The sequence below is a fragment of the Burkholderia sp. BCC1047 genome (assembly GCF_902833155.1).
Taxonomy (GTDB): Bacteria; Pseudomonadota; Gammaproteobacteria; order Burkholderiales; family Burkholderiaceae; genus Burkholderia; species Burkholderia sola.
This window is the reverse complement of the sequence record NZ_CADFEH010000016.1, coordinates 43,624-69,677: the sequence shown is the minus strand read 5'-3', so window position 1 is coordinate 69,677 and position 26,054 is coordinate 43,624. Positions and strand designations below refer to the sequence as shown.

Below are 26,054 nucleotides of genomic sequence, written 5' to 3'. Positions count from 1 at the left end.
CGGCCCGCTCACCAGCTGAGCTCGATGCCGTCGTACTGGAAGAACCGGCCGTTCGCCTGCGACACGTCCGAACCGGATTCGGCGATCACGCGACGCATGCCGGTCACGCTCGTTTCCGGATCGATCGCGGCCTGCGCGCCGCCCATGTCGGTGCGCACCCAGCCGGGATGCAGCGAAATGCACGCGGCATGACGCGTCTGCAGCGACGCGATGCGCAGCGCGTCGTTCAGCGCGGCCTTGCTCGCGCGGTACAGCCAGCCGGTCGTGCCGGTCGCCTCGGCGATGCTGCCCATCCGGCTCGACACGACGGCCAGCACGCCGCGCGCGTCCTCGACGAGCGGCAGCAGGATCGGCAACAACTGCATCGGCCCGCGCACGTTCGTATGCATCACCGCGTCGAAATCCTCGGCGGTGATCGTCTCGACGCCTTCGGTGCGCGGCCCGTACACGCCTGACACGAGCACGGCCGCGTCGAGCCGCTCGCCGTCGAGCTTCCAGCCGAGCGCCGCGATCTGCGCGGGCTGCGCGATATCGAGCGCATGCGGCTGAGCGCCCAGCGCACGCAACGCATCGAGCGACGCCGCGTCGCGCGCGGTGGCGATCACGTTCCAGCCGTCGCGCCGGTATTGCCGGACGAATTCGCGGCCGAGGCCGCGCGATGCGCCGACGATCAATACGGTTTTCATGCCGTCGCTCCTTGGGTAGGCGCCGCCGAGGCAGTGCCGGTGTCAGATTCGTTCGATGCGTGCCGCGCCCGTGTGGCAGCCGCCGTCAGGCGGCTGGCGCGTCACTGCACGTTACTGCGCGTCGTCGCACGGCTTCAGCGTGGCGGCGACCGCCTGCGCGACGTCTTCGAGCTGCGCGGCGTCGGCCGCGACCATGTCGTTGTCGGGCGCGTGCTGGCCGCGTGCGGTCAGCGCCGCCACGCAGCGCCTGTAGGTTGCGTCGAGCGCGTCGAAGTTCGACACGGACATCCCCAGGTTGCGCATCCGGCCGTCGTGCACGCCGTACACGAGCCCGTGCACGGTGAGCGACTGGCCGCGCGCCCACGCGTCGTTGACGATCGTCGTGCGGCACACGTTGACGACCTGTTCGATCGAATTGAGCTCGATCAGGCGGCGATACCGCGCTTCGCCGACCGGCCATTCGTCGAGCAGCGCCGCATGGCGTTCGCGCACGTCCTGCACGTGATGCAGCCAGTTGTCGGCGAGGCCGACCCGGCGGTTGTGCAGCGCCGCGTTCACGCCCGAGCAGCCGTAGTGGCCGACGACCATGATGTGCTTCACGCGCAGGATGTCGACCGCGAACTGGATCACCGACAGGCAGTTCAGGTCGCTGTGCACGACCACGTTCGCGATGTTGCGGTGCACGAACACTTCACCCGGAGGCAGGCCGATGATCTGGTTCGCCGGCACGCGCGAATCGGAGCAGCCGATCCACAGATATTCCGGCGCCTGCTGGTCGGCGAGCCGTGCGAAGAAATCGGGATCGTCGGCGAGCTGGCGCTTGACCCAGGCATCGTTATTGTCGAACAGATGTGAAAGCGGATTGTCTTGGGTAGTCATCGGTGTGGATTCCGTTGGCGGAAATCAAGTCGATATCGGATCGGGTGTTGCCGGCGTCAGGCGGCGCGCTGCGCGTCGCCTGCGCCGTCGTTCCGGCCCGTCGCGTCGAAGCGCGCGGGGTAGCGCACGCTGAAGCGCAGGGCCGTGTCGTACGGATAAAAATCGGGCAATTCGCCCTGCATCAGCTTGTCCTTGCTCGCCTGCCACAGCGCGGGATCGAAAAAGTCCGCGTGATGCTTCATGAAGACGTCGCGCACGCGCGGGTCGCCGAGCAGGAAGGGCCCGTAGGTCTCCGGAAAGATGTCGTGCGGGCCGACGGTATACCACGGTTCGCCGGACAGCTCGTCTTCCTCGTTGCGCGGCGGCGGCACGCGCCGCACGTTGCAGTCGGTCAGGTACTCGATCTCGTCGTAGTCGTAGAACACGACGCGGCCGTGGCGCGTGACGCCGAAGTTCTTGTACAGCATGTCGCCGGGGAAGATGTTCGCCTTCATCAGCTCCTTTATCGCGTTGCCGTATTCCTTCACGCCGTGCTCGACGTCCGCGTCGCTGCCGTTCTGCAGATACAGGTTCAGCGGCGTCATCCGGCGCTCGATGTACAGGTGCTCGATCACGAGCTTGTCGTCCTCGTACTCGAGCAGCGACGGCACTTCCTTCTCGAGTTCGCGCACGAGCGCATGATCGAGCCGCGCGAGCGGCAGCGCGACGCTCGAATACTCGAGCGTGTCGGCCATCCGCCCGAGGCGGTCGTGGCGCTTCACGAGCTGGTACTTCTCCATGATCTGCGCGCGCGTCGTTTCCTTCGGCGGCGGGAAGTGATCCTTGATGATCTTGAACACGTACGGGAACGACGGCAGCGTGAACACGAGCATCACGAGGCCCTTGATCCCGGGCGCGATGATGAAGCGGTCGCTCGAATGCGACAGGTGGTGCAGCAGGTCGCGGTAGAACAGGTTCTTGCCCTGCTTCTGCAGCCCGACCGACGTGTAGATCTCGGCCTTCGGCTTGCCCGGCATGATCGTGCAGAGGAAGTCGACGTACGCGGACGGCACGCCCATGTCGACGAGGAAGTACGAATGCGAGAAGCTGAAGATGATCTGCAGCAGGTCGCGGCGCAGCAGCACGGTGTCGAGCGCGAGCACGCCCGGGCGCACGTGGCGGATCGGCACCGCGAACGGCAGCACGCGGTCGGCGTTGATGATGCGGCCGACGATGTACGCGCTCTTGTTGCGGAAGAACAGCGACGACAGCACGTGGATCTGGAAATTCGGCGCTTCGTCGAAGCGGCCGAATTCGTCGTCGATCGCCTGCATCACGCAGCCGATGTCGCGCGAGAGATCCTCGAACGCCGGCTCGAGCTGGAAGTTCGTGACGATGCGCTCGAGCGTGACCGCGAGCCCGTCGGTGCCCGGATAGTACGCGCGGTAGGTCGGCTTCGCGGCCGGCTCGTCGTTCTCCAGATACTCGGTCGAGATCGCCGGGCGCACGAAGATGAAATCGTTGCTGAAATACGAGCGGTGCAGGATCTTGCAGCACACCGAATTGAAGAAGGTTTCCGCGCACTCGGGCTGGCGGTGCGACGTGAGCAGCCCGATGTAGTGCAGCTTGATCTGCTGCCACACTTCGTCGTCGATGTTCTCCGCGTCGTATTCGTCTTCCAGCAACTCGACGCATTCCTTCACGCGATCGTCGTACGACGTGATCCGCTCGCGCGCGAGCCGCTGCAGCCCGTGCCAGTCGCCGCGCTCGAACAGCGTCTTCGCATCGACCGCCGCTTCGCGGAAGATCCGGTAATGGCGATCGAAGTATTCGAGCATCGTCTGCGCGACGTCGAAACCGATCTGCGACGACAGCAGTTTGGGGAAGTGATTCATCGCGTGCAGGCTCGTTCAAGGGGCTGTAAGCACCCGCCATTTTAGCGCCCAAGTCGGCGTTTCAATGACTTTCGGGGTGACGCGTGAGCGGCCGTCAATCGGCGTGTTGTTCGCCGTTGGGCGCCGTTCGGTGCATCTTCGCGTAAAGATACGGGTACGGAACCGATTCTGACACGAACTTTTTTGCGGCGGGCCGGCGGTCGTCGAGAACCTGTTTCGCGCGACGGCGATAGAATCGACGCACCGCCCGCCGCGCCTGCCGCCGGCGCGCATTCGCACCGATAACGACGAGACGCCCCACCGATGAACGCCCTGGAACACCAACTCGACTATCCCTTCGCCGATACGCTGCCCGCCGCGGGCGACACGTTCGAGGTCGCGCCCGGCGTGCGCTGGCTGCGCATGCCGCTGCCGTTCTCGCTCGACCACATCAATCTCTGGCTGCTGCGCGACGAAATCGACGGGCAGGCCGGCTGGACGATCGTCGATTGCGGGATCTCGTCCGACGCGATCCGCACGCACTGGGAGCAGATCTTCGACACGCAGCTCGACGGCCTGCCCGTGCTGCGCGTGCTCGTCACGCACTGCCACCCCGACCACTTCGGCCTCGCGAACTGGCTGTGCGAAGGCGGCGACAAGGGCCGCTGGAACGTGCGGCTGTGGATGACGCTCGGCGAATATCTGTTCGGCTGCCTGATGGCGGCCGGCAACGGTTCGAACGCGGGCGGCGCGGCGGCTGCCGAGCACTTCGCGCGCCACGGGCTGACCGATCCGGCCGCGCTCGACAAGCTGCGCAACCGCCGCGGCTATTACTCGGACCTCGTGCCGGCCGTGCCGCCGCGCTACCGGCGCCTGCGCGAAGGCGACGCGGTGACGATCGGCGCGCGCACGTGGCGCGTCGTCACCGGCTTCGGCCATTCGCCTGAACATTGCGCGCTCCACAGCGAAGCGGACGGCGTGCTGATTTCCGGCGACATGGTGCTGCCGCGCATCTCGACGAACGTGTCGGTGTTCGATCTCGAGCCGGAAGCGAACCCGCTCGCGCTGTACCTCGAATCGCTCGGCCGCTACGAGACGATGGCGCCCGACACGCTCGTGCTGCCGTCGCACGGCAAGCCGTTCCGCGGCGTGCGCACGCGCATCGCGCAACTGCGCGAACACCACGATGCGCGCCTGGCCGAAGTGCGCGTCGCGTGTGCGGAGCAGCCGATGAGCGCGGCCGATATCGTGCCGATCATGTTCCGCCGCCGCGAGCTCGACATCCACCAGATGACCTTCGCGCTCGGCGAGGCGCTCGCGCACCTGAACCTGCTGTGGCTCGCGGGCGAGCTCGTGCGCGAGCAGGGCGACGATGGGGTGCTGCGGTTCCGCACCGCCGGCTGAGCGCGCTTCGTTATCCTCACACGACGGGTTCGTAACGCCACCCGTCGCGCTGCCACTGCATCGTGTGCGTCGGTTCGAGCGCCGCGAGAAACGCGGCGTCGTGCGACGCGACCACGATCGCGCCGGGGAAGCCGGCCAGCGCCGCTTCGATCGCGCGCACCGATTCGAGATCGAGGTGATTGGTCGGCTCGTCGAGCAGCAGCAATTGCGCGGGCGTGCCGCGCCACAACGCGCAGGCGAGCGCGGCCTTCAGCCGTTCGCCGCCGCTCAGTTGCCGCGCCGGTTGCGTCGCGCGCGTCGCGTCGAGCTGCAGCAGCGCGAGACGGCTGCGCAGATCGCCTTCGGCGAGCGGCGTATCGAGCAGGCCCAGTTGCTCGACGATCGAGCGCTCCGGGTCGAGCAGCGCGAGCCGCTGGTCGAGATACGCGGCGCTCACGTGCGTCGTGCAGGTACCTGAGCGAGGCGCGAGCTCGCCCGCGAGCATCCTCAGCAACGTCGACTTGCCGCAGCCGTTCGGGCCCGTCAGCGCGATGCGCACGGCACCGCTCGCCGACCACGTGATCGTGTCGGCGTCGCCCGCGACGCGCCACGGCAATCGCGCGCGTTCGAGCGTGAACAGCTGGCGGCGCGCGCTGACTTCCGTGCCCGGCAGCGAGACGAGCACCGGCGCGTCGGCTTCGATGCGCGCGGCTGCCTCCTGCACGCGCGTGTCGAGCGTCGCCTTGAAGTCGCTCTGATGACGCCGGACCGTTCCCATGATCGCGCGCGCCGCGCCCTTGCGGCTCTGGCGCGCCATCGACGACAGGTTGGCCGTCTTCGCGTCGCGCAGCGAGGCGGCCGCGTGGCGCTGGATCGTGTCGTGTTCCTGTTCGAGCCTGCGCCGCACGCGCCCGCGCTCGGTGCGCGCATGGTCGAGCGCCGCGTGCGCGGCCTCCTGTTGCGCGTCGCGCTGCGCGCGGTAGAGCGCGTAATTGCCGCCATACGAGCGCGCGCCGTGCGGCGTCAACTCGACGATGCGCTGCACGCCGGCGAGCAGCGCACGGTCGTGGCTCACGATGACGACGCCGCCGCGCCAACCGTCAAGCGCCGCGCGCAGCCACGCGCGGCCCGGGGCGTCGAGATGGTTGGTCGGTTCGTCGAGTACGAGCAGGCCGGCGCCCGACAGCAGCGCGCCGATCAGCGCGGCGCGCGCGAGCTGGCCGCCGCTCAGCGCATGCGCGGGCGTGTCGGCGTGGACGTCGTGCAGGCCGGCCGCGTCGAGCGCCGCGCGCAGCCGCTCCGCGAGATCCCAGCGATCGCCGATCAGGTCGAAGTCGTGCGGCGTCGCACGACCGTCCGCGAGACGCGCGAGCGCGCCGAGCGGCGCATCGAGCGCGGCGATCCGGGCGACGGTCGGCGGGGCGGCGGCCGCGTCGTCGCGGTCGAGATCGTGCTGCTGGGCGACGTAGACGACGTGCGTATGTCGCTCGATCGTCCCCGCGCTCGGCGTGCGCCGCCCCGCGATCAGTTGCGCGAGCAGGCTCTTGCCGACGCCGTTGCGACCGACGATACCGGTCGGCGTGCGGTCGATGGACAGGTCGAGCGAATCGAACAGCGTGACGCCGTCGTCGAAGCGGAAGGAAACGTGATGAAGCGCGACGAGCGCGCCGGTGGGCGTGGCTGCAGCCATAAGCACCTCCAAAAATGCGTGAAGACCTTCGCGCGCGGCGTGCGTGGCACGGGCGGCGAAAACATTTCGGGAAGGCTTAGTTGTTCACTTTGGCTGGCGTCCGGTATGAGGAATGAGCGCGCAGTGTAGCAAGCGCGGCGCGCGGGCCGCAAGCGAGCGGCGCGAACGCCGTCGCTTGCGCGCCACGCACGGTTACTGCACGGCGACCGTCGTGAAGTTCTGTCGTCCGAACGGACTCACGTGATAGCCGCTCACGTTCGTGCGCGTGAGCGCGGCCGCGGTCGGATAGCCGAGCGGGATCCACAGCGCCTCGTCGTGGATGATCTTCTGCGCGCCTTCGTACAGCTTCGCGCGCTTGGCCTGATCGGCGGTCGACTTGCCGTCGGCGATCAGCTTGTCGAGCTGCGCGTCGCAGAAGCGCGCGAAGTTGATGCCCGACTTCACCGCGTTGCAGCTGAACAGCGGCGACAGGTAATTGTCCGGATCGCCGTTGTCGCCGGCCCAGCCCATGAACAGCATGTCATGCTGGCCGAGCTTCGCCTGCTTGATCAGCTCGCCCCATTCGATCACCTTCACCTCGGCCTTCACGCCGACCTTCGCGAGGTCGGCCTGCAGCAGTTCCGCGCCGACCTTCGGGTTCGGGTTCAGCACGCTGCCGGTCGGGCGCGTCCAGATGGTCGTCGAGAAGCCGTTCGGGAAGCCGGCCTGTGCGAGCAATTGCTTCGCCTTCGCGGGATCGTACGCATACGGCGCGACGTCCTTCGCGTAGCTCCACGTGTTCGGCGGATACGGGTTGTTCGCGGCCGTCGCGGTGTTGTCGAACACGACCTTCAGGTAGGTCGCGCGGTCGAACGCGAGGTTCAGCGCCTCGCGCACCTTGTCGTTGTCGAGCGGCTTCTTCTGCGTGTTCAGCGCGACGAACGCGGTCATGAACGCGGGCGTCTGCACGACCTTCAGCGCGCTTTCGCCCTTCGCGGCGAGCACGTCCTGCGGCTTCGGCGACAGCGCGATCTGGCATTCGCCGGCCTTCACCTTCTGCAGGCGCACCGACGGGTCGGGCGTGATCGCGTAGATCAGCCGGTCGACCTTCGGCTTCGTGCCCCAGTACGTCGGGTTCGCGTCGTAGCGGATCAGCGCATCCTTCGTATAGCTCTTCAGCACGAACGGGCCGGTGCCGACCGGCTTCGCGTTCAGGTCGGCCTGCTTGCCGGCCTTCAGCAACTGGTCCGCGTATTCGGCCGAGTAGATCGACGCGAAGCCCATCGTCAGGATCGGCACGAACGTCGCGTTCGGCTCGTTCAGCACGAATTTCACCGTGCTGTCGTCGACCTTCGTGACCGACTTCACGAGCTTCACGAGGCCCATCGACTGCGCATGCGGGAAGCCGCTCGCGCCGGCCACCTTGTGCCACGGATTCGCGTCGTCGAGCATCCGCGCGAACGTGAACACGACGTCGTCCGCGTTCAGCGCGCGGCCCGGCTTGAAATAGTCGGTGGTCTGGAACGCGACGTTCGGGCGCAGGTGGAACGTGTACGTGAGGCCGTCGGCGCTCGCTTCCCATTTGTCCGCGAGCGCGGGTACGACTTTCTTCGCGGCTTCGTCGTAGGACACGAGCGTGTTGAAGATCACGTCGGCCGATGCGTTGGTCGTGACGAGCGAGTTGTACTGCACGACGTCGAAGCCGTCCGGGCTCGATTCCGTGCAGACGGTAAGCGGCTTGGCGGCGGCGAGGCCGGGGGCGGCGAGGCCGGGGGCGGCAAGGGCGACCGCGAGCGCGGCCACGGCGAACGGCTTGACGTGCATAGGATCTCCCACGTGGCGTGTGTTTTTCGCTGGATGACGGAGGCAGGCGCGGCCCGGAAGCGGGCAGGGCCGCGCGGCTGGCGAATAGGATACCGTCAAAGCGCGCGACGCGTGGAAAAAGGCGTCGGAACGCAGCGAATTGACCGAAAAACGGCTGCGTTCGCGACGGAACGGGTGTTGATGCGGCGGAGCGGGTGGTGCGAGCGCGGCGTGGGAGGCGACGTTCCGGGTCGGGGCGAGGCGGACGGCTGCGAATGCGCGGCGGAAATGCGCGGCGCAGCGCGCTCAATGGAACCAACAGGTCGCCGCAGCGGTGCGACACGAGGGTAGAGATCTGCGCGGATTCGCGCGGTATGGCGATGCAGATCACCGCGGCGCGACAGCGATCCGGCGAGACGCGCGCCGGATCCGCGACGCACTCAGTGCGCGCCGGCCTTCGGCTTGCGCGGCGCCTTTTCGAACAGGCGGTCGTACAGCCAGCGCGGCAGCACGTGCAGCACTTTCGCGACGACGCCCATCTGCCACGGAATCACGCGGAACGCGTGCTGCCGCGCGATCGCGCGCGCCGCACGCGCGGCGAAGCGGTCGGCGTCCATCAGGAACGGCATCTTGTACGGGTTGTGCGCGGTCATCGGCGTGCGAATGTAGCCGGGCGCGATCGTCACGACGCCGACGCCGGCCGGACGCAGCTCGACGCGCAGCGCTTCCAGATACTTGATCGCGGCCGATTTCGACGCGCTGTACGCGCCGGAGCCGGGCAGCCCGCGCACGCCGGCGACGCTCGCGACGCCGACCAGCGTGCCGTGGCGGGCGGCCGTCATCGGGCCGACGAACGGCTCGAACGTCGCGACCATCCCGTAGTAGTTGATGTCCATCACGTCGCGGAACGTGGCGAGATCGCCCTGGCCCGTGACGGCGCCCTGGCTGATGCCCGCGTTCGCGATCACGACGTCGGGGCAGCCGTGCGCGGCCATGAACGACGCGGCGGCCGTCGCGAGCGCGTCGGCATCGCGCACGTCGGCGGAATAGACGGAGATGGACAGCTTCGGGAACCGCCGCGCGAACGCATCGAGTGCATCGGTGCGCCGCGCGACGAGCGCGAGCGTGGCGCCCTGGCGGGCGTATTCCTCGGCCATCGCGAGGCCGAGGCCGCTCGACGCGCCGGTGATGAAGGCCTTCAGCGGAGTAGTCATGCCGGCGCGCGGGCGGGGATCAGAGCTTCTTGTCCTGGACCTGCTTCACGAGGAAGTCGAGCACCTGGGCGGTACCCGGGATGCTGTTCGTGTAAGCGGGGCCCGTCTTGTACTTGCCCTGGACGACGACCGTCGGCACGCCGTCGATCGCGTAGTCCTTCAGCAGCTTGGCCGACTGGTTCACCTCGCCCTGCACGCTGAACGAGTTGTACGCGTCCATGAACTTCTTCTTGTCGACGCCCTGCGTGGCCAGGAAGTCGGCCTGCGCCTGCGGCGTGAGCAGGTAGTTCTTTTGCTTGTGGATCGCGTTGAAGATCGCCGGCGTGACCTTCTCGGAAATGCCGAGCGCGGACACCGCGTAGAACAGCTTCGAGTGCGGCAGGAAATCGTCACGGAATGCGACCGGCACGCGCTTGAAGTCGATGTTGTTGCCCTGTTTCTTCACCCAGGCCTCGATTGTCGGCTCGAATTCGTAGCAATGCGGGCAGCCGTACCAGAAGAACTCGATGACTTCGACCTTGCCGGCCGGCGCGGACACCGGCTGCGGCGACTTCATCACCTCGAAGTCCTTGCCGGACACCGGGGCGGCAGGCGAAGCCTGCGCGAGGCCGGCGGCCAGGCCCAGGGACAGAAGGAGCGTGCTAAGCAGTTTTTTCATGTTGTGAACGTCGAATCAGTTGCTCGGGTTACGGAACGTAACGGGTTCTGCGTGGGCGCGGCCGGTTGGCTTACTGCTTCGTGAAGCGGATCACCGCCGTGTCGACACCTGCGTCGGACAGGCGCTGACGGGCCGAGTTCATATCCTCGAACTTCGAGAACGGGCCGACGCGCACGCGGAAATAGGTCACGCCGCTGACGTCGCGCTTCGACACCTTCGACTCGAAGCCCTGGAAGCCGAGGCGCGCACGCTGCTGCTCGGCATCGCCTTCCGTCTTGTACGCGCCGACCTGCAGGAAGTAGCCGGTGTTCGCGTCGTTCGCGGTCGGCGGCTTCGCCGTTGCTGCCGCGGCGGCCGTGGCCGACGACGTCGGCTTCGGCGTGTTCGCGGCCTGCTGCTGTTGCTGCTGCTTTTGCGCGGCGGCCTGCTGCGCCTGCTTCTGCGCGGCGAAGCGTGCGAGGTCGTCCTCGCCGCCTTGCTGCTGTTGTTGCTGCGCTTGCTGCGTCTTCTTCGGCGGCGGCGTGGTGTCGGCCGGCTTCGGCGCGACGGCGACGCCGTTGCCCGACGACGGATTGTTCGACGCGGCGGTGTTGTTCGAGCCGGTGGCGCCGTTCGTGTTGCCCGACGGCGGCACTTCGACGATCTGCGGCTCGGGCAGCAGGCCGCTCTGGGTCTGGTTCGCGGCCTGGCCGGGCGCGGTGTTGGGCGGCGCGGATTGCGCGGCCTGCGGCACCGGCTGGCCGGGCGTCTTGCCCTGCAGCGCGCGGTTCGGGTCGAACTGCTGCGGCTGGCTCGCGCCGTTGTCGGCCGGCGGCGGCGCGACCTTCGACACGAACGGCGACGGCGAACGCGTGATGTAGAGCGCCACCACCACCGCGATCGCGAGGCCGACGATCAGGCCCAGCACGATTCCAAGAAATGTCCCTCCTGCTTGTTTCGATTGCTTCGAAGTTCGGCGTGGTTGTGCCATTGCTTGAGTCACCTGCAAAAAGAATCGTGAGAGGGCCGCGGCGGGCATCCGGCGACGGGCATCCGCCGGCCGGTGCTGCCGCGGCCATTCGCGGCCCGGTTCGGGGCCGCGCTGACATCCTTACATCTTGGCGGGCGCGGATACGCCGAGCACCGCCAGGCCGTTCTCGAGCACCTGCCGGGTCGCGGCGAGCAGCGCGGCGCGCGCATTGCGCGGCGCTTCGTCGTCGACCAGCACGCGCTCCGCATTGTAGAACGAGTGGAATTCGCCAGCGAGATCGCGCAAGTAGAACGCGACCGCGTGCGGCGCCAGCTCGTTCGCCGCGTGCGTGAGCATGTCCGGATACTCGGCGAGCTTCTGCATCAGCGATGCCGCTTGCGCGCTCGTCAGTTGCGACAGGTCGGCGCCCGGCAGTTGCGCGACGTCGACGTTGTAGCGCGACTTCAGTTCGTTGAGCACCGAGCAGATCCGCGCATGCGCGTACTGGACGTAATAGACCGGGTTTTCGTCGTTCTGTTTCAGCGCGAGGTCGATGTCGAACACGAACTCGGTATCGGCCTTGCGCGAGATCAGGAAGAAACGCACCGCGTCGCGGCCGCGCGTGATGGTCGCCTCGTCGATCAGGTCGGGTGCCGCTTCCTGGCCCGCGGCCGCGCCGCCCGACCATTCGATCAGGTCGCGCACCGTCACGTAGCTGCCCGCGCGCTTCGAGATCTTCACTTCCTGGCCGTCGCGCATCACCGTGACCATCTTGTGCAGCACGTAGTCGGGATAGCCTTTCGGGATCCCGATGCGCAGCCCCTGCAGGCCGGCGCGCACGCGCGCGATCGTGCCGTGGTGGTCCGAACCCTGGATGTTGATCACCTTCGTGAAGCCGCGCTCCCACTTCGTCACGTGGTAGGCGACGTCCGGCACGAAGTACGTGTACGTGCCGTCCGACTTGCGCATCACGCGATCCTTGTCGTCGCCTTCGTCGGTCGTGCGCAGCCACAGCGCGCCGTCCTGCTCGTAGGTCATGCCGGCCTTGACCAGCGCGTCGACCGTCTGCTCGACGCGGCCTTCGCTGTACAGCGACGACTCGAGGTAGTACTGGTCGAACTTCACGCCGAACGCCTGCAGGTCCATGTCCTGCTCGCGACGCAGGTACGTGACCGCGAACTTGCGGATCGCGTCGAGATCCTCGACGTCGCCCGTGCCCTTGACCGGCTCGCCGTCCGACGCGGCGACCGTTTCGCCGTTCAGGTAGTCGCGCGCGATGTCGGCGATGTATTCGCCGTTGTACGCGGCTTCCGGCCAGCCCGCGTCGCCCGGCTTCAGGCCGCGGGCGCGCGCCTGCGTCGAGATCGCCAGGTTGCCGATCTGCACGCCCGCGTCGTTGTAGTAGAACTCGCGGTGCACCGCATAGCCCTGGCTCGCGATCACGTTCGCGAGCACGTCGCCGAGCGCGGCCTGGCGGCCGTGGCCGACGTGCAGCGGGCCGGTCGGGTTGGCCGACACGAATTCGAGCAGCACCTGCTTGCCTTTCTCGCGATCCGACGTGCCGAACGCGCGGCCCTGGTCGAACACGGCGGCGATTACTGCCTGTTTCGCGGCGGCCGACAGGCGCAGGTTGATGAAGCCGGGGCCGGCGATCTCGGCGGCTTCGACGAGGCCTTGCGCGGCCGGCTGCGCGGTCAGTGCGGCGACGATCTGCTCGGCGAGCTGGCGCGGGTTCGTGCCAAGCGGCTTCGCGAGCTGCATCGCGACGTTGCACGCGACGTCGCCGTGCGCGGCGACCTTCGGGCGCTCCAGCGTGATGGCGGGGGCGACGAATGCTGCGTCGGCGCCTTTCAGCGCGTGTGCGACCTGCTTGACGCTATCCGCGAGCAGGGCTTCGAGGGTCTGTTTGTGTGCTGGCAGCATGCTGGTAGAAGGCTTCGTTGGTGGCGGCCGGAAACGCCGGGCCGCCGGCGCGCTTTTTAAGCGCGCGTTTCAGGGATCGCAGAATTTTAACAGGTGCTAATATGCCGCTCAGGCGGCCCGCGTCCGCGAGGCCGGACGCCGGTCTGTCGGCGTTCCCCAACCGCGCCGCGCAGGCACAACAAGATGAAAAGGGAATTGTCATGATTACGTTCAAGAGCAAGGCGGCACAGGATCTCGACGTGCTGAAGGATTTCGCCGTGTATGTGCTGGGTCTCGTCGGCAAGCAGCTGGGCGAGCGCGGTGTCATTACGCACGACGAACTGGACCACGCGATCGCCAAGCTGGAAGGCGCGGTCGCGCAGGCGAAGCAGGAGCGCGCCGAGCACGCCGGCCATTTCCACGAGGACGAAGCCGACCACGCGCACCACGAAGTGCCGCCGAGCCTCGCCCAGCGCGTCGCGCCGTTCCTGACGATGCTGCGCGAAGCGAAGGCCGGCCAGGCCGACGTGCACTGGGGCTTCTGAGCGTCCTTGCTTGGGCGGATCGAACGGTTCGCCAGAGAGCAAAAAGCCCGCGTTTGAGCGGGCTTTTTATTTTGTCTGATGAAAGAGCGGCCGGGCCGCCCGTTTGCGTCGATCAGAGCTGCGGCGCGAGCGCGCGGCGCGCGTCGTCGAGCGACAGCGCCATGCGTTGCGCGTAGTCCTCGAGCTGGTCCTGCCCGATTTTGCCGACCGAGAAATAGCGGCTGTCCGGATGCGCGAGGTAGAAACCCGACACGCTCGCCGCCGGCAGCATCGCCAGCGAATCGGTCACGCTCATGCCGATCTCGTCCGCGTGCAGCACGTCGAACATGTCGCGCTTCACGAGGTGGTCGGGGCAGGCCGGGTAGCCGGGCGCCGGGCGGATGCCCGCGTACTTCTCGGCGATCAGCGCGTCGTTGTCGAGCGTCTCGCCGCTCGCATAGCCCCACAGCTCGCGCCGCACGCGTGCGTGCATCGCTTCGGCGAACGCTTCCGCGAAGCGGTCGGCGAGCGCCTTCAGCATGATCGCGCTGTAGTCGTCGTGATCGGCTTCGAACTGCTTTTCCTTCACGTCGACGCCGAGGCCGGCCGTCACCGCGAACATCCCGATGTAGTCGGCCACACCCGACTCCTTCGGCGCGATGAAATCGGCGAGCGAACGGTTCGGCCGCATCACGCCGTCGACCACCGGCCGCACGCTCTGCTGGCGCAGGTTGCGCCACGTGAGCAGCACTTCCGAGCGCGACTCGTCGCTGTAGATCTCGATGTCGTCGTCGTTGACGGTATTCGCCGGCAGCAGCGCGATCACGCCGTTCGCGGTCAGCCAGCGGCCCTGGATCAGGCGCGCGAGCATCGACTTGGCGTCGGAGAACACGCGCCGCGCCGATTCGCCGACGATTTCGTCGTTCAGGATCGCCGGGTACGGGCCCGCGAGATCCCAGGTCTGGAAGAACGGGCCCCAGTCGATGTAGTTCGCGAGCTCGTTCAGGTCGTAGTTCTTGAACACGCGGCGGCCGATGAACTTCGGCTTCACCGGCTGGTAGCCGGCCCAGTCGATCTTCGTCTTGTTCGCGCGCGCGTCGGCGAGCGTGACCATCGGCTGCGCCTTGCGGTTCGCATGCTGGTCGCGGATCCGTTCGTAATCGGACTTCAGTTCGTCGAGATACTTCGCCGCGCCTTCGTCCGACAGCAGGTTCGACGCGACCGACACCGAACGCGACGCGTCCGGCACGTAGACGACCGGGCCTTCGTAGTGCGGCGCGATCTTCACGGCCGTGTGCACGCGCGACGTCGTCGCGCCGCCGATCAACAGCGGAATCTTCTTCACGCGGAAGTAGTCGTCGCGCTGCATTTCGGATGCGACGTACGCCATTTCCTCGAGGCTCGGCGTAATGAGGCCCGACAGCCCGATGATGTCCGCGCCCTCGACCTTCGCCTTCGCGAGGATCTCGTTGCACGGGACCATCACGCCCATGTTGACGACTTCGAAGTTGTTGCACTGGAGCACGACCGACACGATGTTCTTGCCGATGTCGTGCACGTCGCCCTTCACGGTCGCGATGACGATCTTGCCCTTCGCGCGCACGTCGCCGCCCGCTTCCGCGAGCAGGCGCTTTTCTTCCTCGATGAACGGGATCAGGTGCGCGACGGCCTGCTTCATCACGCGCGCCGACTTCACCACTTGCGGCAGGAACATCTTGCCCTGGCCGAACAGGTCGCCGACGATGTTCATCCCGTCCATCAGCGGCCCTTCGATCACGTTGATCGGACGCCCGCCGGCCGCGGCGATCTTCGCGCGGACTTCTTCGGTGTCCTCGACGATGAAGGTCGTGATGCCGTGCACGAGCGCATGCGAGAGCCGCTTCTCGACCGGCTGGTTGCGCCACTCGAGGTTCTCTTCCTTCTTCGCGCCGCCCGCCTTGAACTTGTCGGCGATTTCGAGCAGACGATCGGTGGAATCGTCGCGGCGGTTCAGGATCACGTCTTCCACGCGCTCGCGCAGCTCCGGGTCGAGATCGGCATACACGCCGAGCTGGCCCGCGTTCACGATGCCCATGTCCATCCCGGCCTGGATCGCGTGGTACAGGAACACGGTGTGGATCGCCTCGCGCACCGGGTCGTTGCCGCGGAACGAGAACGACACGTTCGACACGCCGCCGCTCACCTTCGCGAACGGCAGGTTCTGCTTGATCCAGCGGGTCGCCTCGATGAAGTCGACCGCGTAGTTGTTGTGCTCCTCGATGCCGGTCGCGACCGCGAAGATGTTCGGGTCGAAGATGATGTCTTCCGGCGGGAAGCCGACTTCGTTCACGAGGAAGTCGTACGAGCGCTTGCAGATCTCCGTCTTGCGTTCGTACGTATCGGCCTGGCCGGTTTCATCGAACGCCATCACGACCGCGGCCGCGCCGTAGCGGCGGATCAGGTTCGCGTGGTGGCGAAACGCGTCCTCGCCTTCCTTCAGCGAGATCGAGTTCACGATCGCCTTGCCCTGCACGCACTTGAGGCCGGCCTCGATCACGTCCCACTTCGACGAGTCGATCATGATCGGCACGCGCGCGATGTCCGGCTCCGACGCGATCAGGTTCAGGAAGCGCACCATCGCCGCCTTCGAGTCGAGCATCGCCTCGTCCATGTTGATGTCGATCACCTGCGCGCCGTTCTCGACCTGCTGGCGCGCGACGGCGAGCGCCTCGTCGAACTGGCCGTTGAGGATCATCCGTGCGAACGCCTTCGAGCCGGTGACGTTGGTGCGTTCGCCGACGTTGATGAAGAGCGTCCCGGGCGTGACGTTGAACGGCTCGAGGCCGGCAAGGCGCATCATGTGATCGGTCATGGCGGTGCGAATTCTGTTGATGATGGACGTGGGGCGGTCGGTCAGGCGTGGTCGCTGTACTGGTTCGGCCAGCGGCGCGGCTTCACGTCGGCGAGCGCCTTCGCGATCTCGGCGATGTGCTCGGGCGTCGTGCCGCAGCAGCCGCCCGCGAGGTTCACGAGCCCGGCCTGCGCGAATTCCTTCAGCAGGCCCGACGTGACGTCGGGCGTTTCGTCGAAACCGGTGTCGCTCATCGGGTTCGGCAGGCCCGCGTTCGGGTAGCACGACACGTAGGTGTCGCACAGCTTCGCGAGCTCGGCGATGTACGGGCGCATCAGCGCCGCGCCGAGCGCGCAGTTCAGGCCGAACGTGAGCGGCTTCGCGTGACGCAGCGAATTCCAGAACGCCTCGACGGTCTGGCCCGACAGAATCCGGCCCGACGCATCGGTGACGGTGCCCGAGATCATGATCGGCAGGCGCTCGCCGGTGTTCTCGAACAGCTCGTCGAGCGCGAACAGCGCGGCTTTCGCGTTCAGCGTGTCGAAGATCGTCTCGACGAGGAACAGGTCGACGCCGCCGTCGAGCAGCGCCTTCGCCTGCTGGTAGTACGACGTGCGCAGCTCGTCGAACGTGACGTTGCGTGCGCCCGGATCGTTGACGTCCGGCGAGATGCTGGCCGTCTTCGGCGTCGGCCCGATCGCGCCCGCGACGAAGCGCGGCTTGGTCCGAGTCGCGTATTTCGCGGCCGATTCGCGCGCGAGCTTCGCCGATTCGACGTTCATCTCGACGACGAGATCTTCCATCCCGTAGTCGGCCTGGGCGACGGTCGTCGCACCGAACGTGTTGGTTTCGACGATGTCGGCGCCGGCCGCGAAGTACTGGTCGTGGATCTCGCGGATGATCTGCGGCTGCGTGAGCGACAGCAGCTCGTTGTTGCCCTTGATGTCGCGCGGGAAATCCTTGAAGCGCTCGCCGCGATACGCGGCTTCGTCGAGCTTGTAGCGCTGGATCATCGTGCCCATCGCGCCGTCGAGGATCAGGATGCGCGATTTCAGCAGCGCGGGCAGGGCGGCGCCGCGCGTGTAGGACGCGTCGAGCGGGACGGGAGCGGCGAGAGGAGTCGCAGACATGGGCGGAAGACCGGCGAAGACGGAAAACCGTCATTGTAGCCGGTGCGTCAAGCGGTCGCCGGCCCTCGCCGCGCGGCCGGACGGCCCGCCAAATGAAAGCCCCCGCCGGCGAGCCGGACGGGGGCAGGATCGGAGTGCACGCGGCGCCGCATCGATGCGCGGCGAATGGCCCGGCCGCGTGACGCGCCGGGCCGCGAGTCGTCAGTGCAGCACGACGGGCATCATCATCAGGCTGTCGAATTGTCCGAGGAATTCGTCGACCTCGTCGAGCGACGGTTCATCCTCGATCAGCTGCTTCACGTGCGCGCGGAATCGTTCGGCAAGTTCGCCGTCGATGAAGATTTCGCGCTGCGCGTTCTTGTCGACGATTTCGTATCCGCCGGCATTCATCAGGTGATGGCCGGCCTGCGGCGCAAATTCGACGACGCAGTAGTTGGGGCTGTTGTAGATCATTTGCATGGCGGCACTCCTCTTCGCAGTGGCATCTGGCCTTGTTGTCCCCTAGGTGGGGCAAGCCTTGCCGGTTTCAAGGGGCTTGCGCTGCACACCCCGTTCTCCCGTTTGCGTGGGGTGTATCGGTTAGAAGCCGATGTCTATCAAACGTTTCTCATTGTGAGCCGGTGGACTGAAATAGTTGTTAAAGAATGTCATCGGCCATTTCCGGAAAAACTGTAATCGGTCGAAATTGCCGATTCATGTGCGTTTATCACTGTATGACAGTCGACGCCGCCGGTGGTTGCATCGTCGCGGGCGGTGTCGATGGCGCCGGTTCCGCAGGCGGCGCAGGCGATGCATCGGGCGTCGACGCCGCGGTGGGCGCGTTCGTTGCGCCGGCGGGCGCTGCATCGGCGGGCACGTTCGGTGCGGCGAGGCGGCCGTGCCACAGCAGCTCGATCTGCGCACCGTTCGGCTCGGTCTGCACGAGCCGCGCGGGCAGCCAGCCGAGCGACGGCGCGAGCCACATGTCGATGCGGCGCGTGTCGCCGTCGCGGCGCGGCAGGCGCATGAAGTGGCGCGCGCCGACGATGCCGGCCTGCGTCTGCACCTGCTCGTCGCCGATCACGGTGATCGGCCAGGTCTCGCCGCTGTTGTTGTCGATCACGAAGAACTGCTGCGTGACGCCCGGCTTGTAGGCGGCGGGATTGCCGCGCAGCAGCCCCGACAACTGCATCAGCATGCTGAAGCGGTCCTGCACGCCGTCGGGCAGCGGCGCGTTGTTCGGCGTGCGCGTGAACACCACCTGCCGGATCTCGCGGTTGAAGATCGCGATGTCTTCCGGCCGCTTGCCGCGCTTCTCGACGTAACGGTCGGGCGCGACGCCGAACGCGTCGATGCGGCCTTCGCTGCGATAGGTGAACGGGCCGACGAACGGCACCGGCATCGACACCGACAGGTCGTACGTGTGCCCGTCGGTGCGCCAGTGGATCGTGCCGATCATGTTCTGCATGCCGTTGTAGAACGTGTCGTATTGCAGGTCGCCGGATGGCGGCGCGGCGAACTTCACGCCGCTCGTGGCAGGCCCCGGCGTCGCGGCGCTGGCCCCCGCGGCCGACGCGGCTTGCGTGCCCGAAGCCCCCGATGCGCCGCTCGCCGCGGATGCGGCGGCCGCCGGCGGTTCGCCGTGCTCGGCCGTCTGCGTGGACGTGAGTACCGGCTCGTGCGACGGCGCGGGTTTCGGCGGGGCGGCCTCCGGCGCGGCAGCCTTGGGTGCGGCCGGACGTTCGACCGGCTTCGGTTCCGGTGGCGCGGGCTGGCGCTCGATCGGTTGCGGTTTCAGCAGCTCGATCTGCACGGGGATCTCAGCGGGCGGCGGCGGCGTGAACGATTCGCGGTTGCGCATCAGCCAGAACCCGGCAAGCGCGTGCAGTACCAGCACGGCGACCAGCGCGACGCCCACGCGCAGCCAGCGGCGGGGCAGGGCGTGATTCGGGCGAAGGTCGGCAGGCTGGTTGGGCATTGGAACAGGGTCGGGCGCGTGGGTGACATCGGGCGCGCGGCGCGCGCCACAGGAATCGGACCGCCGGATGCGCTGCGCGTTCGCGAGGCGTGACGTCGCGTGAACCGGATGTGTCAGGCGTCGCGTGCGTCGGGACTATAGCCGAGTTCGTAAGACAGTTTCTGCGCGCATGCGCGCAGCGCGGTGTCGATCTCGCCGCCCCACGCGATGTCGAACGAGCCTTCCTGGCCGAGCGCGACGATCGCGAGCGCGAGTTCGCCGACCGCGTCGAACACGGGCATGCAGAACGCGTGGATCGTCGGCAGCAGCATCCCTTCGACGCGCGCGGCCTGGTGCTCGCGCACGTCGGCGAGCACCGCGTCGACTTCGTCGAGCGTGCGCGGGCCGCCGTGGTGCGGCGAGCGGCGCGTATCGGCGAGTTCGCGCTCGAGCATCGCGGCGGTCTTGCTGCGCGGCAGGTACGCGGCGAACAGCAGGCCCGTCGCGGAGCCGAGCAGCGGCATCACGTCGCCGAGCTTCAGCGACGCCTTCGCCGGATGGCTCGATTCCATCCAGTGCACGATCGTCGGCCCCTGGTTGCCCCATACCGCGATGCCGACCGTCTGGTCGAGACGGTCGCGGAATTCGGTCAGCGCGATCCGCGCGAGCTTCACGCCGTCGACGCGCGCGAGCCGCGCGAGGCCCATCTGCAGCGCGAAGCCGCCGAGCTCGTAGCGGCCAGAGACAGGGTCCTGCGACACGACGCCGAGCCGCGAGAAGCTGACCAGGTAGCGGTGCGCCTTCGCCGGGCTCATGCCCGCGCGCTGCGCGAGATCGCGCAGCATCATCGCGCGCGGCTCGCTCGTCAGCACGTCGAGCAGGCGGAAGCCGACCTCGATCGACTGGATGCCGGAACGAACTTTTTCGCCGTGCTCGCCGGAAGCGGCGTCGTCGGTGTCGGAGTCGGCGAGATCGTCGTCGGGGAGCGGGCTGGCGGGCATGGGCAACGGGTGCGCGAAAATGCGACAGGAAACAGGGCGAAAACGGCGTGCGCGATCATGGCGCGCCGCAGGGATTCACCATCGTAAAATAGATTCCCTCCATCGTCACTACAACGGCAGATCCTCCCTATGAAACTTGCTTCGCTGAAGGACGGCACGCGCGACGGCCAGCTGATCGTCGTGTCGCGCGACCTGCACACCGCGGCGATTGCCGATGCGATCGCGCCGACGCTGCAGCGCGTCCTCGACGACTGGGCGTTCTACGCGCCGCAACTGCGCGACCTGTACGACGCGCTGAACCACGGCCGCGCGCGCAACGCGTTCACATTCGACCCGGCCAACTGCATGGCGCCGCTGCCGCGCGCGTTCCAGTGGGCCGACGGCTCCGCGTACGTGAACCACGTCGAGCTCGTGCGCCGTGCGCGCGGCGCCGAGATGCCGCCCGAGTTCTGGACCGATCCGCTGATGTACCAGGGCGGCAGCGACGATTTCCTGGGGCCGCGCGACGACGTCGTATGCCCGTCCGAGGAATGGGGCATCGATTTCGAGGCGGAAGTCGCGGTGATCACCGGCGACGTGTCGATGAGCGCGTCGCCCGACGATGCGCTGAAGGCCGTGCGGCTCGTCACGCTCGTGAACGACGTGTCGCTGCGCAACCTGATTCCGGCCGAACTCGCGAAGGGCTTCGGCTTCTTCCAGAGCAAGCCGGCTACCGCGTTCGCGCCGGTCGCCGTCACGCCCGACGAGCTCGGCGACGAATGGCGCGAGGGCCGCGTGCACCGCCCGATGATCGTCCACTGGAACGGCAAGAAGGTCGGCCAGCCCGACGCCGGCACCGACATGGTGTTCCACTTCGGCCAGTTGATCGCGCACGCGGCGAAGACGCGCAACCTGCGCGCCGGCTCGATCGTCGGCTCCGGTACGGTATCGAACAAGGACGCGAAGCGCGGCTACTGCTGCATCGCCGAGAAGCGCTGCCTCGAGACGATCGAGCACGGCGCGCCGCAGACCGAGTTCATGCGCTATGGCGACACCGTGCGCATCGAGATGTTCGACGCGGCCGGCAAGTCGATCTTCGGCGCGATCGAGCAGTCGGTTTCCCCGCCCGACGGCGCGGCATAAGCGGCGCGGTACGTAACGCAACGCGACGCGACGGCGAACCCCGGCCTCGGCCCGCGCGCCGGGTTTCGCCCGATGTTTGACCGCGCGGGCTTGGCTACACTCGATTCAAGCGTTCGAGCACCTCGCACAAGGAGCAGCAGATGGCCGATCTCGCCGCGTACGGCGGTTACGAAGCACTGAAGGTGACGCGCCGCGACCATGGCGTGCTCGACATCGTGATGAGCGGCGAGGGCGCGAACCGAAGCGGCCTCGCGACCGCGAACGCGCGCATGCATCGCGAACTCGCCGACATCTGGCGCGACGTCGATCGCGATCCCGACACGCGCGTCGCGGTGATCCGCGGCGAAGGCAAGGGCTTTTCGGCGGGCGGCGATCTCGCGCTCGTCGAGGACATGGCGAACGATTTCGACGTGCGCGCCCGCGTGTGGCGCGAGGCGCGCGACCTCGTCTACAACGTGATCAACTGCAGCAAGCCGATCGTGTCGGCGATGCACGGGCCGGCCGTCGGCGCGGGGCTCGTCGCCGGGCTGCTCGCCGACATCTCGATCGCCGCGAAGGATGCGCGCATCATCGACGGCCATACGCGGCTCGGCGTCGCGGCCGGCGACCACGCGGCGATCGTGTGGCCGCTGCTGTGCGGGATGGCGAAGGCGAAGTACTACCTGATGCTGTGCGAGCCCGTGAGCGGCGAGGAGGCCGAGCGGATCGGGCTGGTCTCGCTCGCGGTCGAGCCGGCCGACCTGCTGCCGAAGGCATACGAAGTGGCCGAGCGGCTCGCGCACGGTTCGCAGTCGGCGATCCGCTGGACCAAGTACGCGCTGAACAACTGGCTGCGCACGGCCGGGCCGACCTTCGATACGTCGCTCGCGCTCGAATTCATGGGCTTTTCGGGGCCCGACGTGCAGGAAGGCATCCGCTCGCTGCGCGAGCGGCGCCCGCCCGCATTTCCCGGCGACGCGCCGTTCTGACGTGCGCGCTATGATCGAATCACGCGCGGCTGCGCGACGCTCGGCGGCCGCCTCGCTCCCCCAGTCAACCAGGATGCCCGTATGACGACCGATGCCTCCGGCGCCAACCCTTTCGCCGGCTTTGCCGGGTTCCAGCCCGCCGACATGATGGACCGGATGTGGGACATGATGCGGATGTCGCCGTTCGGCGGGATGGCGCCGTTTCCGGGCGCCACGCACGGGCTGCCGCCGTCGCTGTCGAGCATGTCCGACATGATGTCGCCGCTCACGAACGTCGAGGAACTCGACAAGCGGATCACCGATCTGCGCGCGGTCGAGCAGTGGCTGAAGCTCAATCTCGGGATGCTGCAGTCCGCGATCCAGGCGCTCGAGGTGCAGCGCGCGACGCTCGCGACGCTGCGCGCGTTCGGCGCGTTCGCGCAAAGCTCGATGTCGGCGGCCGAGGAAGCGGCCGTGGCCGCCGCGCAGGCCGCGAAACCCGCGTCGGCGGGCGAGGCCGCGCCCACGGCCGATGCGGCCGATGCGGCGGAAGGCGACCCCGCGCAGCAGCCGTTCGACCCGTCCGGCTGGTGGAACCTGCTGCAGACGCAATTCAACCAGCTCGCGAGCCTCGCGATGGCGCAACCGGGCATGCAGCCCGCCGCGTCGGACGCCGCGCCGCCGGAGGCCGCCGCCGCGCCCGGGCCCGCGACGAAGTCCGCCGCGGCCGCGCCGCGCAAGCCCGCCGCGAAGCGCGCGAAGCCGTCCGGTTCGGCCGCGGCGCGCGCGGCGGCCGCTTCGTCGCCCGAAACGCGTCCGCCGAAGCGCTCGACGTGATGCGGCGCAGCTAGCCGGTCGATCATGCGACTCGCGCTCGTTCTGATGGGAGGCGGCGCGCGCGCCGCATACCAGGTCGGCGTGCTGAAGGCGCTGGCCGAAATCGCGCGCGAGGCCGATCCGCAGCGGCATACGGTGCCGTTCGCGGTGATCTGCGGTTCATCGGCCGGCGCGATCAACGCGACGTCGATCGCGAGCCACGCGGACGATTTTTCCCACGGCGTGCGGCGCCTGCTCGAATTCTGGGAGCCGCTGCGCGCCGATTACGTGTATCGCACCGACTGGCTCGGCATCGCGGGCGCCGGCGCGCGCTGGCTCGCGACGATGACGTTCGGCTGGGCGGCCCGCCGCTCGCCGCGCGGGCTGCTCGACAACACGCCGCTCGCGCACCTGCTGCAGCGCGAGCTGAGCTTCCACCGGATCGAGCAGATGCTCGAGGCGCGCCTGCTGCACGCGCTCGCGGTCACCGCGCTCAGCTATTCGAGCGGCCGGCACCTCACGTTCTACCAGGCCGCCGAGCCGATCCAGGCGTGGCGGCGCGCGCAGCGCACCGCGCGGCTCGTCGACCTGTCGGCGTCGCACCTGCTCGCGTCGTCGGCCATTCCGTTCGTGTTTCCCGCCGTGCCGCTCGTGCTCGACGGACAGGTCGAGTACTTCGGCGACGGCTCGATCCGGCAGATCGCACCGCTGTCGCCGGCGATCCACTTCGGCGCGGACCGGATCGTCGTCGTCGGTGCGGCCGATCCGCGGCCCGAGATCCCGGCCGCGAACGGCACGGGACGGGCCCGTGGCTACCCGACGCTCGCGCAGATCGGCCAGCAGGTGCTCGCGAGCGTGTTCCTCGACTCGATCGGCTCGGACATCGAACGGATCGAGCACATCAACCAGATGATCGAGCACCTGCCGCACCAGGTCGAGATCGACAGCGGCTGGCGGCACGTCGACGTGCTCGCGATCGCGCCGTCCGAGCGCATCGAGCTGATCGCCGCGAAACACCTGAAGCAGATGCCGGCGACGATGCGCGGGCTGCTCGGCGCGATCGGCGGCAGCCAGCCGGCCGGCGCGTCGTTCGCCAGCTACCTGCTGTTCGAGGAAGCGTTCACGCGCGAGCTGATCGAGCTCGGCTACCGCGACGGCCGGGCCCAGCGGGAGACACTCGCCGGCTGGATCGCGGGGGCGGACGGCGGCAGCGCGCCGGCAGCCGGCACGCCGCCGGAAGACGGCCTCGCGACCGGCGAAATACGGGTCTGATACGCGCAGGCGCACTGTAAGGTTGCGTTTTCGCGACGGTCGGCCGCGACCGATCGCCGCACCGAGGTAGGCGGCGCGCGACCGGCCGGGCGTCTCGGAACCGTCATGCACGCGTGCTATCATGGCCGCCGCCGTATACACCATATCGAGCAGCCCGCCGATCCGGCATCCGCACGGGGACCTTTCGGGGAACCCGCCTGGGGCAGGGGACGGGCGCGCCAACGAGCCGGCCAGCGCCGGCCCCCACTCAGGCAAGCGCGGCCGGCTTCGTCCGAACGGAGCGGGTTGCGGCATGCCCAACGGCGGCAACGCGGCCGCCTGGCTGCCGGACGAGGAATCGACGTCCGGCGGGCCGGTTTCCCGCGTAAAATTACAGTCTTGGCTGCAAAAAGCGCGCGTGGCGCGCTTGCGCGGCAACAGTCACGTTTAGAGAAGTCGCATTGCGCAGAACAGGGGTGGGACCATCATGAACACCATGCTTTATCCGGAACTTTACAGGTCGCTCGAAGCTGTCCGCTGGGACATGGAGAAGGACATTCCGTGGGACAAGTTCGACGCTTCGCTGCTCACCGACGAGCAGGCGAAGACGATCAAGATGAACGCGATCACCGAATGGTCGGCGCTGCCCGCGACGGAAATGTTCCTGCGCGACAACCAGCACGACAGCGATTTTTCCGCGTTCATGAGCGTGTGGTTCTTCGAGGAGCAGAAGCATTCGCTCGTGCTGATGGAATACCTGCGCCGCTTCAAGCCGGAGATGGTGCCGACCGAAGAGGAACTGCACGCGGTGCGTTTCCAGTTCGATCCGGCGCCGCCGCTCGAGACGCTGATGCTGCACTTCTGCGGCGAAATCCGCCTGAATCACTGGTACCGCTGCGCGGCCGACTGGCACACCGAACCCGTCATCAAGCAGATCTACGAAACGATTTCGCGCGATGAAGCGCGTCACGGCGGCGCGTACCTGCGCTATATGAAGAAAGCGCTGAACAACTGCGGCGACGTCGCCCGCGCCGCATTCGCGAAGATCGGCGTGCTGATGGCGTCGGCGCGTCGCACCGAGAAGCCGCTGCACCCGACCAACCTGCACGTGAACCAGGCGCTGTTCCCGCGCGACACCGTGCAGTCGCGCCTGCCCGATCCGGAATGGCTCGAGCGCTGGCTCGACGAGCAGATCCGTTTCGACGGCGAGTGGGAGAAGAAGGTCGTCGAGCGGATCCTGCACAACCTGTCGATCCTGTTCGAGCGCACGTTCGCGACCGCGCAGGAACTGAACCGCTACCGCAAGGAAGTCACCGGCCGCCTGCAGGCCGAAAGCGGCCCGTCGTCGGCCGCACAGCCGGCCTGAGGCCGGCCGGCGCCGCCGGCGCAAGTCGGGTCCGATTCGCACCCGATTCGCACGCGGCTCGCGGCACACCGTGTCGCGTTCGTTGCATGAAGCCCGCCCGGCCGGTCCGGCGGGCTTTTTATCGGGTGTCGCCGT

Annotated in this window: 21 protein-coding genes; 7 read left to right on the top strand and 14 right to left on the bottom strand. The window is 67.8% G+C overall.

Annotation, left to right across the window (positions count from 1 at the left end; translation table 11 throughout):
- Positions 1-8: 8 nt before the first annotated feature.
- The 3 genes from HWX55_RS17985 to aceK all read right to left on the bottom strand — a co-directional run bounded on the left by HWX55_RS17985 (position 9) and on the right by aceK (position 3,439).
- Positions 9-686, bottom strand: a complete 678-nt coding sequence (locus HWX55_RS17985; protein WP_175976690.1) for an SDR family oxidoreductase — start codon at positions 684-686, stop codon at positions 9-11.
- Positions 687-797: 111 nt separating this feature from the next.
- Entirely contained in the window at positions 798-1,565 is a 768-nt protein-coding gene (gene can, locus HWX55_RS17980; protein ID WP_069620181.1) for a carbonate dehydratase, read from the bottom strand.
- A gap of 56 nt (positions 1,566-1,621) precedes the next feature.
- A complete protein-coding gene (gene aceK, locus HWX55_RS17975) occupies positions 1,622-3,439 on the bottom strand; it encodes a bifunctional isocitrate dehydrogenase kinase/phosphatase (RefSeq protein WP_175976689.1) in 1,818 nt (605 codons plus the stop codon).
- Positions 3,440-3,742: 303 nt separating this feature from the next.
- Between aceK and HWX55_RS17970 the strand changes: the two genes are divergently transcribed.
- Entirely contained in the window at positions 3,743-4,822 is a 1,080-nt protein-coding gene (locus HWX55_RS17970; RefSeq protein WP_175976688.1) for an MBL fold metallo-hydrolase, read from the top strand.
- Positions 4,823-4,838: 16 nt separating this feature from the next.
- On the opposite strand, the gene HWX55_RS17965 is transcribed toward HWX55_RS17970, so the two are convergent.
- The 6 genes from HWX55_RS17965 to argS all read right to left on the bottom strand — a co-directional run bounded on the left by HWX55_RS17965 (position 4,839) and on the right by argS (position 13,017).
- A complete protein-coding gene (locus tag HWX55_RS17965) occupies positions 4,839-6,491 on the bottom strand; it encodes an ABC-F family ATP-binding cassette domain-containing protein (protein ID WP_175976687.1) in 1,653 nt (550 codons plus the stop codon).
- Between the two features lie 192 nt (positions 6,492-6,683).
- On the bottom strand, positions 6,684-8,294 hold the full coding sequence (locus HWX55_RS17960) for an ABC transporter substrate-binding protein (RefSeq protein ID WP_175976686.1): 1,611 nt from the start codon (positions 8,292-8,294) through the stop codon (positions 6,684-6,686).
- 419 nt (positions 8,295-8,713) lie between these two features.
- Positions 8,714-9,487, bottom strand: a complete 774-nt coding sequence (locus HWX55_RS17955) for an SDR family oxidoreductase (protein WP_175976685.1) — start codon at positions 9,485-9,487, stop codon at positions 8,714-8,716.
- Between the two features lie 19 nt (positions 9,488-9,506).
- On the bottom strand, positions 9,507-10,145 hold the full coding sequence (locus tag HWX55_RS17950; protein ID WP_027785573.1) for a thiol:disulfide interchange protein DsbA/DsbL: 639 nt from the start codon (positions 10,143-10,145) through the stop codon (positions 9,507-9,509).
- A gap of 70 nt (positions 10,146-10,215) precedes the next feature.
- Entirely contained in the window at positions 10,216-11,115 is a 900-nt protein-coding gene (locus tag HWX55_RS17945) for an SPOR domain-containing protein (protein ID WP_175976684.1), read from the bottom strand.
- 120 nt (positions 11,116-11,235) lie between these two features.
- Positions 11,236-13,017 carry an arginine--tRNA ligase gene (gene argS, locus HWX55_RS17940; protein WP_175976683.1) on the bottom strand — a complete coding sequence of 594 codons (1,782 nt, stop codon included), beginning with the start codon at positions 13,015-13,017 and terminating at the stop codon, positions 11,236-11,238.
- A 200-nt stretch (positions 13,018-13,217) separates the two neighbouring features.
- Here argS and HWX55_RS17935 point away from each other — a divergent pair, with 200 nt between their 5' ends.
- The gene (locus HWX55_RS17935) at positions 13,218-13,541 is read left to right on the top strand and encodes a DUF1840 domain-containing protein (protein ID WP_006489103.1); all 324 of its coding nucleotides are present in this window, start codon (positions 13,218-13,220) and stop codon (positions 13,539-13,541) included.
- 112 nt (positions 13,542-13,653) lie between these two features.
- Here HWX55_RS17935 and metH read toward each other — a convergent pair whose 3' ends face one another.
- The 5 genes from metH to HWX55_RS17910 form a co-directional block, all read right to left on the bottom strand.
- The gene (gene metH / locus HWX55_RS17930) at positions 13,654-16,371 is read right to left on the bottom strand and encodes a methionine synthase (protein ID WP_175976682.1); all 2,718 of its coding nucleotides are present in this window, start codon (positions 16,369-16,371) and stop codon (positions 13,654-13,656) included.
- A gap of 41 nt (positions 16,372-16,412) precedes the next feature.
- Positions 16,413-17,480 carry a homocysteine S-methyltransferase family protein gene (locus HWX55_RS17925; protein ID WP_175976681.1) on the bottom strand — a complete coding sequence of 356 codons (1,068 nt, stop codon included), beginning with the start codon at positions 17,478-17,480 and terminating at the stop codon, positions 16,413-16,415.
- A gap of 201 nt (positions 17,481-17,681) precedes the next feature.
- Entirely contained in the window at positions 17,682-17,939 is a 258-nt protein-coding gene (locus HWX55_RS17920) for a DUF3567 domain-containing protein (protein ID WP_006477667.1), read from the bottom strand.
- A gap of 247 nt (positions 17,940-18,186) precedes the next feature.
- Entirely contained in the window at positions 18,187-19,437 is a 1,251-nt protein-coding gene (locus HWX55_RS17915; RefSeq protein WP_175976680.1) for a DUF3108 domain-containing protein, read from the bottom strand.
- Between the two features lie 113 nt (positions 19,438-19,550).
- Positions 19,551-20,417: an IclR family transcriptional regulator gene (locus HWX55_RS17910; protein WP_027812547.1), complete on the bottom strand. Its 867-nt coding sequence runs from the start codon at positions 20,415-20,417 to the stop codon at positions 19,551-19,553.
- Between the two features lie 129 nt (positions 20,418-20,546).
- Between HWX55_RS17910 and HWX55_RS17905 the strand changes: the two genes are divergently transcribed.
- The 5 genes from HWX55_RS17905 to HWX55_RS17885 all read left to right on the top strand — a co-directional run bounded on the left by HWX55_RS17905 (position 20,547) and on the right by HWX55_RS17885 (position 25,919).
- Positions 20,547-21,539, top strand: coding sequence for a fumarylacetoacetate hydrolase family protein (locus HWX55_RS17905; RefSeq protein ID WP_175976679.1), 993 nt, complete (start codon positions 20,547-20,549; stop codon positions 21,537-21,539).
- A 140-nt stretch (positions 21,540-21,679) separates the two neighbouring features.
- Positions 21,680-22,507 carry an enoyl-CoA hydratase/isomerase family protein gene (locus HWX55_RS17900; RefSeq protein WP_006495425.1) on the top strand — a complete coding sequence of 276 codons (828 nt, stop codon included), beginning with the start codon at positions 21,680-21,682 and terminating at the stop codon, positions 22,505-22,507.
- Between the two features lie 81 nt (positions 22,508-22,588).
- Positions 22,589-23,323, top strand: coding sequence for a PhaM family polyhydroxyalkanoate granule multifunctional regulatory protein (locus tag HWX55_RS17895; RefSeq protein WP_175976678.1), 735 nt, complete (start codon positions 22,589-22,591; stop codon positions 23,321-23,323).
- 24 nt (positions 23,324-23,347) lie between these two features.
- Positions 23,348-24,574 carry a patatin-like phospholipase family protein gene (locus tag HWX55_RS17890; protein ID WP_175976677.1) on the top strand — a complete coding sequence of 409 codons (1,227 nt, stop codon included), beginning with the start codon at positions 23,348-23,350 and terminating at the stop codon, positions 24,572-24,574.
- A gap of 466 nt (positions 24,575-25,040) precedes the next feature.
- Positions 25,041-25,919: a diiron oxygenase gene (locus HWX55_RS17885; protein ID WP_011353352.1), complete on the top strand. Its 879-nt coding sequence runs from the start codon at positions 25,041-25,043 to the stop codon at positions 25,917-25,919.
- Positions 25,920-26,054 lie beyond the last annotated feature (135 nt).

Coding starts and splice junctions, on each gene's coding strand:
- HWX55_RS17985 (WP_175976690.1), bottom strand. CDS start 686: ATGAAAACCGTATTGATCGTCGGCGCATCGCGCGGCCTCGGCCGCGAA.
- can (WP_069620181.1), bottom strand. CDS start 1,565: ATGACTACCCAAGACAATCCGCTTTCACATCTGTTCGACAATAACGAT.
- aceK (WP_175976689.1), bottom strand. CDS start 3,439: ATGAATCACTTCCCCAAACTGCTGTCGTCGCAGATCGGTTTCGACGTC.
- HWX55_RS17970 (WP_175976688.1), top strand. CDS start 3,743: ATGAACGCCCTGGAACACCAACTCGACTATCCCTTCGCCGATACGCTG.
- HWX55_RS17965 (WP_175976687.1), bottom strand. CDS start 6,491: ATGGCTGCAGCCACGCCCACCGGCGCGCTCGTCGCGCTTCATCACGTT.
- HWX55_RS17960 (WP_175976686.1), bottom strand. CDS start 8,294: ATGCACGTCAAGCCGTTCGCCGTGGCCGCGCTCGCGGTCGCCCTTGCC.
- HWX55_RS17955 (WP_175976685.1), bottom strand. CDS start 9,487: ATGACTACTCCGCTGAAGGCCTTCATCACCGGCGCGTCGAGCGGCCTC.
- HWX55_RS17950 (WP_027785573.1), bottom strand. CDS start 10,145: ATGAAAAAACTGCTTAGCACGCTCCTTCTGTCCCTGGGCCTGGCCGCC.
- HWX55_RS17945 (WP_175976684.1), bottom strand. CDS start 11,115: ATGGCACAACCACGCCGAACTTCGAAGCAATCGAAACAAGCAGGAGGG.
- argS (WP_175976683.1), bottom strand. CDS start 13,017: ATGCTGCCAGCACACAAACAGACCCTCGAAGCCCTGCTCGCGGATAGC.
- HWX55_RS17935 (WP_006489103.1), top strand. CDS start 13,218: ATGATTACGTTCAAGAGCAAGGCGGCACAGGATCTCGACGTGCTGAAG.
- metH (WP_175976682.1), bottom strand. CDS start 16,371: ATGACCGATCACATGATGCGCCTTGCCGGCCTCGAGCCGTTCAACGTC.
- HWX55_RS17925 (WP_175976681.1), bottom strand. CDS start 17,480: ATGTCTGCGACTCCTCTCGCCGCTCCCGTCCCGCTCGACGCGTCCTAC.
- HWX55_RS17920 (WP_006477667.1), bottom strand. CDS start 17,939: ATGCAAATGATCTACAACAGCCCCAACTACTGCGTCGTCGAATTTGCG.
- HWX55_RS17915 (WP_175976680.1), bottom strand. CDS start 19,437: ATGCCCAACCAGCCTGCCGACCTTCGCCCGAATCACGCCCTGCCCCGC.
- HWX55_RS17910 (WP_027812547.1), bottom strand. CDS start 20,417: ATGCCCGCCAGCCCGCTCCCCGACGACGATCTCGCCGACTCCGACACC.
- HWX55_RS17905 (WP_175976679.1), top strand. CDS start 20,547: ATGAAACTTGCTTCGCTGAAGGACGGCACGCGCGACGGCCAGCTGATC.
- HWX55_RS17900 (WP_006495425.1), top strand. CDS start 21,680: ATGGCCGATCTCGCCGCGTACGGCGGTTACGAAGCACTGAAGGTGACG.
- HWX55_RS17895 (WP_175976678.1), top strand. CDS start 22,589: ATGACGACCGATGCCTCCGGCGCCAACCCTTTCGCCGGCTTTGCCGGG.
- HWX55_RS17890 (WP_175976677.1), top strand. CDS start 23,348: ATGCGACTCGCGCTCGTTCTGATGGGAGGCGGCGCGCGCGCCGCATAC.
- HWX55_RS17885 (WP_011353352.1), top strand. CDS start 25,041: ATGAACACCATGCTTTATCCGGAACTTTACAGGTCGCTCGAAGCTGTC.